The organism is Chryseobacterium sp. HNCC26DJ241, from assembly GCF_057180505.1.
In genome coordinates this window covers 23856-32844 of the sequence record NZ_JBXUGL010000032.1, presented here as the reverse complement: position 1 = coordinate 32844, position 8989 = coordinate 23856, and the positions used below count along the sequence as shown (strand labels likewise).

Annotated in this window: 8 protein-coding genes; all 8 read left to right on the top strand. The window is 31.4% G+C overall.

The genetic code is table 11. From position 1 onward, the window contains the following. Positions 1-172 precede the first annotated feature (172 nt). The 8 genes from glyA to AC2A1C_RS13225 all read left to right on the top strand — a co-directional run bounded on the left by glyA (position 173) and on the right by AC2A1C_RS13225 (position 8987). Positions 173-1444, top strand: a complete 1272-nt coding sequence (glyA, locus tag AC2A1C_RS13260; RefSeq protein ID WP_484026283.1) for a serine hydroxymethyltransferase — start codon at positions 173-175, stop codon at positions 1442-1444. 54 nt (positions 1445-1498) lie between these two features. Beyond that, positions 1499-1969: a regulatory protein RecX gene (locus AC2A1C_RS13255; RefSeq protein ID WP_484026282.1), complete on the top strand. Its 471-nt coding sequence runs from the start codon at positions 1499-1501 to the stop codon at positions 1967-1969. Between the two features lie 99 nt (positions 1970-2068). Next, complete coding sequence (locus AC2A1C_RS13250; protein WP_484026280.1) at positions 2069-2734, top strand: porin family protein; 666 nt, start codon at positions 2069-2071, stop codon at positions 2732-2734. Positions 2735-2885: 151 nt separating this feature from the next. Beyond that, on the top strand, positions 2886-3596 hold the full coding sequence (locus tag AC2A1C_RS13245) for a polysaccharide biosynthesis/export family protein (protein WP_484026279.1): 711 nt from the start codon (positions 2886-2888) through the stop codon (positions 3594-3596). Positions 3597-3600: 4 nt separating this feature from the next. Then, positions 3601-5916: a GumC family protein gene (locus AC2A1C_RS13240; RefSeq protein ID WP_484026277.1), complete on the top strand. Its 2316-nt coding sequence runs from the start codon at positions 3601-3603 to the stop codon at positions 5914-5916. Positions 5917-5935: 19 nt separating this feature from the next. Next, positions 5936-6793 (top strand): ABC transporter permease, encoded by an 858-nt coding sequence (locus AC2A1C_RS13235; RefSeq protein ID WP_484026276.1) that lies wholly within the window; start codon positions 5936-5938, stop codon positions 6791-6793. Positions 6794-6805: 12 nt separating this feature from the next. After that, positions 6806-8077: an ABC transporter ATP-binding protein gene (locus AC2A1C_RS13230; RefSeq protein WP_484026275.1), complete on the top strand. Its 1272-nt coding sequence runs from the start codon at positions 6806-6808 to the stop codon at positions 8075-8077. Continuing rightward, complete coding sequence (locus AC2A1C_RS13225; RefSeq protein WP_484026274.1) at positions 8067-8987, top strand: glycosyltransferase family 2 protein; 921 nt, start codon at positions 8067-8069, stop codon at positions 8985-8987. Before AC2A1C_RS13230 ends, AC2A1C_RS13225 begins: the two co-directional genes overlap by 11 nt. Positions 8988-8989 lie beyond the last annotated feature (2 nt).

The following is an 8989-nucleotide window of genomic DNA, read 5'->3' as shown; positions in this document are numbered from 1 at the left end:
ATTATATGTGGGAAAAAGAGGAGGATGTTATTATATGTCTGGAGATAGTAAGGAATATGTAGATAGAGAGTATTGTTCAGGATGTAGATAAAATTGTTGTAATTAGTTTCACTTTCAGATAAAGGTAAAAATCTGTAATTTTGGGAAATCTAATTAATACCAATATTCTACTATGAATCAGGATCCGATTTTTGACCTTATCGAAAAAGAAAGACAAAGACAATCTCACGGAATTGAGCTTATTGCTTCAGAAAATTTCGTTTCAGAAAATGTAATGAAAGCAATGGGAAGTGTTCTCACCAATAAATATGCAGAAGGTTATCCCGGAAAAAGATATTACGGAGGTTGCGAAGTTGTGGATGAAGTGGAAACTTTAGCCATCGAAAGAGCAAAAAAACTTTTTGGAGTAGAATATGCGAATGTTCAGCCACATTCCGGATCTCAGGCAAATGCAGCTATTTATTTAGCTTGTTTGAAACCTGGAGATACCATTCTCGGTTTGGATTTATCAATGGGAGGACATCTTACGCATGGTTCTTTTGTTAATTTTTCCGGAATTCAGTACAATGCACAATTTTATGGAGTGGAGAGAGAATCGGGTAGAATAGATTATGAAGCAATGCGCCAAAAAGCATTGGAAGTAAAACCAAAACTTTTGATTGCCGGTTTTTCTGCGTATTCCAGAGATCTGGATTATCAAAAATTCCGTGAAGTTGCGGATGAAGTAGGAGCTACACTTTGGGCAGATATTGCGCATCCGGCTGGTTTGGTTGCAAAAGGACTTTTAAATAATCCATTTGAACATTGCCATGTTGTAACCACTACTACTCACAAAACGTTGCGTGGACCAAGAGGCGGAATGATTATGCTCGGAAAAGACTACGAAAATCCATACGGACACAAAACTCCGAAAGGTGAAACAAAATTAATGAGTCAGGTTTTGGATGGAGCTGTTTTTCCGGGAATTCAAGGCGGACCTTTGGAACATGTAATTGCTGGAAAAGCGGTAGCTTTCGGAGAAGCTTTGGATGAAAAGTTTGAAATCTATGCTAAAAATGTAATCAAAAATTCTCAGGCTTTGGCAAAAGCAATGATCTACAGAGGTTTTGAAATTGTAAGTGGTGGAACAGATAATCATTTGATGCTTATTGATCTTAGAAATAAAAATGTAAATGGTAAAGAAACGGAAAAAGCATTGGTGAAAGCAGATATTACCTGCAACAAAAACATGGTTCCTTTTGATGATAAGTCTGCGTTTACAACCTCCGGAATTCGTCTCGGAACTGCTGCTATTACTACAAGAGGATTACAAGAAAAAGATATGGAAACCATTGCAGAACTTATTTCCGAAGTGGTAGATAATATTAAAAATGAACAAGCAATTGAAAATGTACGCCAAAAAGTGAATGCTTTGATGGAAGGAAAAGAATTATTCAATTATTAATTGCACTGAAATATTTATTGAGATAAAACACGCTGTAAGGCGTGTTTCTGATTTATGGAAAAAAAATCTTTCACTTTCGAAGAAATCAAACAAAAGCTTGTAAACTATTGTGTTTATCAGGATCGTTGTCATAAAGAAGTGGAGGAAAAAATGCGGGAGTTTGTTCTTATTCCAGAAGCAAAAGATGAAATTCTACTTTATTTAATGAAAGAAAATTATCTTAATGAAGAACGTTTTACAAGGAGTTATATTAGAGGGAAGTTTTATATGAAACAATGGGGGAGAAACAAGATCAAGATGCATCTGAAAATGAAAGGTATTCAAGAAAAGCTTATCCAAAAATGTTGGAATGAAATTGATGAAATAGATTATCAGAATACTATTCGGAAAATTTACGAGGGTTATTTCCAAAAACAGAAGAATATTAAAGATTATCAGAAAAAAAGTAAAACGATACAATATCTAATAAATCGTGGATACGAATATAGTATTATAGAAGAAAGCCTGAAAAATTTAGAAAATTGAAAAAAAATATCACGTAAAATATATTTTTTTTGACAAGAATATATAAACATAAATAAAAAAGTAGTAATTTTCGCCCAAATTTAAAAACAGAATGTAAATATGCAAAGGTTGGGGATATTTATTTTAATGATTTTGTTCAGTCAGTTAAATGCACAAAGTTTAAAATATGGTTTTACTGGAGCTGTGAATAGGGGTTCCATAGTTGGTGTTCACGGAGTTTCAGAGCCGAATTTTGGTGGAATGGCCGGAGTTTTTGCTAATATCAGCTTAGTTGAAAATGATGTATACGATTCAGCTTGGTTATATCTTCAGCCACAATTAGAATTTAGTTTGCAAGGAGAAAGAGGAGCTTGGGACGATAATTTTGATAATGGACACGAATCATATAATATGGGATATATTGCAATGCCTGTGTACCTCAAATATTTTTTTCATCAGAAGGGTCTGAAAAGAAATTTCTTTGTTTTTGCAGGTCCTAAATTGGAATATCTTGTGTATAGTAAAACAAAAGAGGGTAATTCAAAGAATGAAATAATTAATTCGACTGATTTGAATCCTGCCGGTTTTGGAATTGGACAAAAATTTGCACAATTCGGATATGGTATTTCTTTTGGAGCTGGTGTTAGAATTAGTGACCAGTTAGAAGGCTTTATTAGATACGATAGAGGATTTAGTAAAGTTTATCCGGATTATACAGCACAAAATACTTATAATCGCTTTATAGCTGTCGGGGTTAATTTTTATCTGAAAAAATATTGGGATTAATTATTTAGCTTTATTTCTTAAAAGCAAAAGAAAAGAATTTATTTTTTTTACTTTTGTACTCTGATAATTACAAATGAAATATTGCTTTTTGCTCTTTATTGCTTTTCTGCTATTGGTGCAATCTTGTAAACCAAAACAGAATATGGTGTATATGTCCAACAATAATTTTGAAGAGGAAGTTTCCCGTGCAAAATATGAAGGATTGCATATTCAGGAAGGAGATGTTTTGGAAATAGTAGTTTCCGCTTTGGATGATATTGCTGTAAAACCATTTAATAAAACTACAATGTCCCAAACCGGAGAAAAAAGCTCATCAGGAGCAAATCAATTGGGTAATAATGAATACCAAGTTACTTCCGAAGGATATATAAATTTTCCTGTTTTAGGTGATATATATTGTAAAGGAATGACAAAGCAGCAGCTTAAGGTGGATTTGGAAACGAGATTGAAGCAATATCTGACAGATCCATTGGTTTCACTACGATTAACTAATTTTAATGTTAGTATTTTAGGTGATGTAAAAAGTCCAGGTTCAAAGACCAGTAATACAGAGAAATTAAATCTATTTCAGGCATTAGCTTTAGCAGGTGATATGAATGATTCAGCTAATAGAACTAATGTAAAACTGATTCGTTATTCCGATGAGTCAGGAAAAGATCAAATGGTTTCTTTAGATATTTCGGAAGCGTCCATTGTTAATTCCCCATATTATTATCTACAGCAAAATGATATTTTGTACATAGAACCGGATAAGAACAAACAAATTACGGCTAATACAACGAATCCTAACAGAGGATTGTTTTTACAGATTGGAGGTGCGGTGTTAGGATTAGTCACATTAATTATTGCCATTACAAAATAGAAAGATGGAATTACTGGAAAGTTTGCCGGTTAAAAAAAAGAAAATAAATATTAAGAAAGAAGTATTAAAATACCTTAAAAATTGGTATTGGATTCTCCTTAGTATGCTTTTGTTTTATATTGCTGCAAAAATTTATCTTCGTTATACAGAACCACAATATCTTTCCAAAACTACTCTGAAATTTCCTGAGTCTAAAGCTAAAGGAAATACCACTCTAAGTGATCTTCAAACATTGGGAACTGGTCTCAGTAGTAATGAAGAACTTCAGAGTGAGACAACGGCAATTGTTTCTAAACCAATTTTAAGCAGAGTAGTAGAAAATCTGAATCTTAATGTCAGTTTTTTTGGTTTAGGCACGATCAAGGAGCCGGAATTATATTCATCTTCTCCTGTCTCCGGAAAAATACTTGACCTATCTGATTCCAATTTTTCCAGAGCAAGTTATATTATATCTTATGTAGGAAATAATTCATATAAATTATCTGATGGACCTTTATTAAAAGGACAAAATGTTTTTCGTTTTGGTGTTCCTGCAAATTTACCTTTTGGAAAAATACAAGTAAACTTAAAGCCAAATGCAAAATCTTTTGGCTCTATGAAGGTTCTTTTTCAGAATACTAAAAATATAGTTTCATCTCTTGAAGGTGCTGTTACTGTTACTTTGCCTGAAAATAAAGGATTATTAATGGATCTTACCCTTACAGGTCCTACTCCTAAAAAATCTGAGGATATTCTTAATGAAATTACCAAGCAATATAATACTGAAGGAGTAAAAGATCGGAGTGAGGAAGCACAGAATACTCAGGATTTTATTAATGAAAGGTTAGCTATTATTACTGACGATCTTTCAGGAATAGAAAATCAGAAAGAAGGTTTTAAAAAACAAAATCAGATTACGGATTTGGATGCTCAGGCTAATATGGCTTTAACTAACTCTAATGAAAATACGAAGCAAATTATACAGTATTCAACACAATTGGATTTAGTAAACTCCATATATAATGCAAGTTCAGGTGAGCGACTGCTGCCTTCCAATATGGGACTTTCTACCAACACAGAAAATTATATATCCAAATATAATGACCTGCTTCTTACAAGGAACAAAACTTTAAAACAAGCTACATCACAAAACCCAGCTGTAATTGAGCTCAATAAAGAAATTTCTGAATTAAGAAATCTGATCCGACAAAATTTATTAGAATCCAAAACCTCTCTTCAGGTTCAAATTGCACAGCTTCAAGGACAGCTTTCTACAGATCGTTCCAGAATTAATAATTACCCGACTCAGGAAAAAGTATTTCGTAGTATAGAACGCCAACAGAATCTAAAAGAACAATTGTATCTGTATCTTTTACAAAAAAGAGAAGAGAATGCTATTACTTTAGCTGTGACAGCACCAAAAGCCAAGATTTTGAACCCTGCATATACACTTGGAATTGTAAAGCCTAATAGCCAACAGGTGGTTTTAGGGGCTTTACTTATAGGTTTGCTATTACCTGTTCTTATTTTATATGGAAAATTTGCTTTAGATACTAAAGTGCATACAAAAGATGATATTGTTTCGCACATTCCTAATGCTTCTGTAATTGCAGAGATACCACTACAAGAAGAAGAAAATATTTTGGTATCACCAAAGGATTTTTCTGTATTTGCAGAATCATTTCGAATACTGACTTCCAATTTGAAATTTATTCTTAAAGCCAATAAAAAAAGTAATACTAATGATGGTGTTATCCTTATAACATCTTCAATTAAAGGAGAAGGAAAAACAACCATAGCCATGAATATGGCATTGACACTTGCCGGAACTTCAAAAGTATTATTGATAGGAGCAGATATCCGTAATCCTCAGCTTCAACGTTTTGTAAAAGAAAATAGTAAAGGTTTGACAGATTATTTGGTTTCAGAAGAAAAGTCTCCCGATCCTTATATTGTAAAATCTGGTATTAGTGAAAATTTAGAAATATTATTCAGTGGGGCAATTGCGCCAAATCCTAATGATCTGTTGGACATGAAAAAATTTGATGACATGATAGATCTACTTAAAGAAAAGTATAAATATATTGTTCTGGATTCGGCACCTGTAATGCTTGTAAGTGATACTCTTCACCTTATTGAAAATTCAGACGCAGTATTATATGTAGTAAAATCGGATTATACAGAAAATGAGATGTTGGATTTTGCAGAAGAATTCCAACGAACCAATGAAATTAAAAATATGGCTTTTATTCTCAATAATGTGAAACCTGAGAATACAAGATACGGAAATAAATACGGATACGGATATTATTCCTACACTTCTAATAAAAATAAAAAATAAGTAGTATTATAGAGAAGCAATGATACCAAAAGAAGAACAACAATTATGGACGGAGGAAATAAAATCATCAACATCATTCTTTTCAATAAATATAGAAGAATTATGGCATTATAGAGATCTTTTAAAAATGTTTGTGAAAAGGGATTTTATTACTTTTTATAAACAGACTATATTAGGCCCTCTTTGGTTTATTGCTCAGCCTATTCTCACAACAATTATTTATATTATTTTATTTGGAAAAATTGCGAATGTTTCTACGGACGGAGCGCCAAATATTATATTTTATTTATGTGGAATTACTTTATGGAACTACTTTTCCGAAAGTTTAACAAAGACATCAAATGTATTCAAGGATAATTCCAATATTTTTGGGAAAGTATATTTTCCAAGATTAATAATGCCATTATCCATAGTAGCCTCGAATCTTATAAAATTCTTTGTTCAGTTTTCACTTTTTATTATTGCAATTTTTTATTTTGTTTTTATAGAACATTCTGTACACCCTAATTGGTATATATTATTGACGCCGTATTTTGTATTTCTTATGGCTATCTTGGCATTGGGTTTTGGAATGATTTTTTCCTCTCTCACTACAAAATATAAAGACTTATCATTTTTATTGACATTTGGGATACAATTAGCAATGTATATAACCCCGGTTGTTTATCCTTTATCAGCAGTACCAAAATCTTTTCAAGGCATTGTAAAGTATAATCCTTTAAGTTCTATATTTGAAGGATTTCGATATGCTTATTTAGGAGTGGGGCAGTTTTCTTGGTCATATTTATGCATCAGTACTTTCATAATATTCTTTATATTTTTGTTAGGGGTTTTTATCTTTAACAAAGTTGAAAAAAGTTTTATGGATACCGTTTAAAGTTTATGTAGTATGTTATCAATCAAAGCCAAAAATATATCAAAGCAATACCGATTAGGAGAAGTAGGCACAGGTACGCTTTCCCATGATATTAATCGTATTTGGGCAAAAATTCGGGGGAAAGAAGATCCATATCTAAAAATTGGAGAGAGCAATGACCGAAGTAAAAAAGGCGAAAGCGAATATGTGTGGTCTCTAAGAGATATTAATTTTGAAATACAACAAGGTGATGCCGTTGGTATTATCGGTAGAAATGGTGCAGGAAAATCAACATTGCTAAAACTTTTAAGCAAAGTAACCAAACCAACCACCGGAAGTTTTAAAATAAATGGCAGAATTGCTTCTTTGTTAGAAGTAGGAACAGGATTCAATCCGGAAATGACAGGCCGTGAAAACATCTATCTTAACGGTGCAATTCTTGGAATGAGAAAACATGAAATTGATAGAAAATTTGATGAAATTGTCGATTTTTCTGGTGTTGAACGTTACATAGATACTCCTGTGAAACGGTACAGTTCCGGAATGTACGTTCGTCTTGCTTTTGCAGTTGCTGCTCATTTGGAATCCGAAATTTTAATTATAGATGAAGTTTTGGCTGTTGGTGATGCTGAATTTCAGAAAAAGTGCCTTGGCAAAATGGGTGATGTTTCCAAAGGAGAAGGAAGAACCGTACTTTTTGTGAGTCATAATATGGGAGCAGTGAAAACGCTTTGCAATCATGGTATTGTTCTAGAAAATGGAAGAATTATACAAACAGGAGATATTAATGAGTCGGTTGAATATTATATGAATGGAAACTCCTTGAAACGAAATTTAATTCAATCGAACTTGGTGAAAGTTCAGAAGCCTAACATATTTCAGTTAATAAATATTTCTGTAAAAAACCTAACTGATCAAGCTAATGATAAAGAATATCTTTTTGAGGATGATGATATAGAGCTCTCTACAGAAATTGAAATTTTCACTGAAAATGCAAGAAAGTATGCAATAACATATCATTTGCAAAATGAATATGGAGAATCTTTATTCTCTTTTAGTAGTATAGATCAAATTGAATTGAAAAAAGGACTAAATAATGTTAAATGTATTTTTCCCAGAAATTTTTTCCAAAGTGGATTGTTTTTTCTTTCATTTTATTTTGTATACGATAAAAGAGAGGCTGTATTTATAGAAAAATCTATATTTTCTTTTAATATTGTAGCAGGAAATAAGAGTTTAGGAGCATATATGGGTAGGGAACCAGGCTTCATAAGACCACAATTCGTTTGGAAAAATGATGAATAATCTAGATTCTGAAAATATACTTGTTAGTGTTGTAGTTATCACATATAATCAAGAGAATTTCATAAAAGATACTCTTGAAGGGATATTTCTTCAAAAGACGAATTTTTTATTAGAATTAATAATATCCAACGATAATTCAACAGATAATACTGACACTGTTATCAGAGAAGTATTGGGAAATAGAAAAGATGATAAATCTTTTATCATTCGATATTATAATCATAGTGTTAATAAAGGAATGATGCCCAATTTTATTTGGTCATCAATGCAAGCCAAAGGTATATATATAGCCTTATGTGAAGGAGATGATTATTGGACAGATCCATACAAATTACAAAAACAAATAGATTGCTTACAAGAGGATGGAATGTCAATGTCTAATGGAGGATATTATACTATTAGAAATAATGTAGAAGAAATGCGGTTGAATGAATCAAGCGATAAAATAGTACATTTTACAATTGATGATTATTTTAAAGAAAAATCTTTTTTAGGGCCTAGTTTATTGACAATGGTATTCAGAAAAGACAAGTTGGATATAGAGCTTTTAAAAAAATTAAAATACGCTTCCGATAACATTATACAAATTCTATTACTGAAACAAGGAAATGGTGTATTTATTAATGAAGTACTTGCTTACAGAAGAATTAATCCTGATGGATTTTGGACATCTAAGAACATTAATAAAAAATTAGAATTTATGTATCAACAAAATAAGGAATTAAATAAAATATTAAATAATAAGTATACACATAGGAAATATTTTTTTTCAATTATTGATTATATGAATTTTGAAAAAAAAAGTATAAATAATTTTTTGTACTTATTTTTTAGACCAATATTATTAATTAGAAATTTTGGTCAATTTAAGTATTATATAAAATCTATTTTTAATTATATAAAAAAATAATT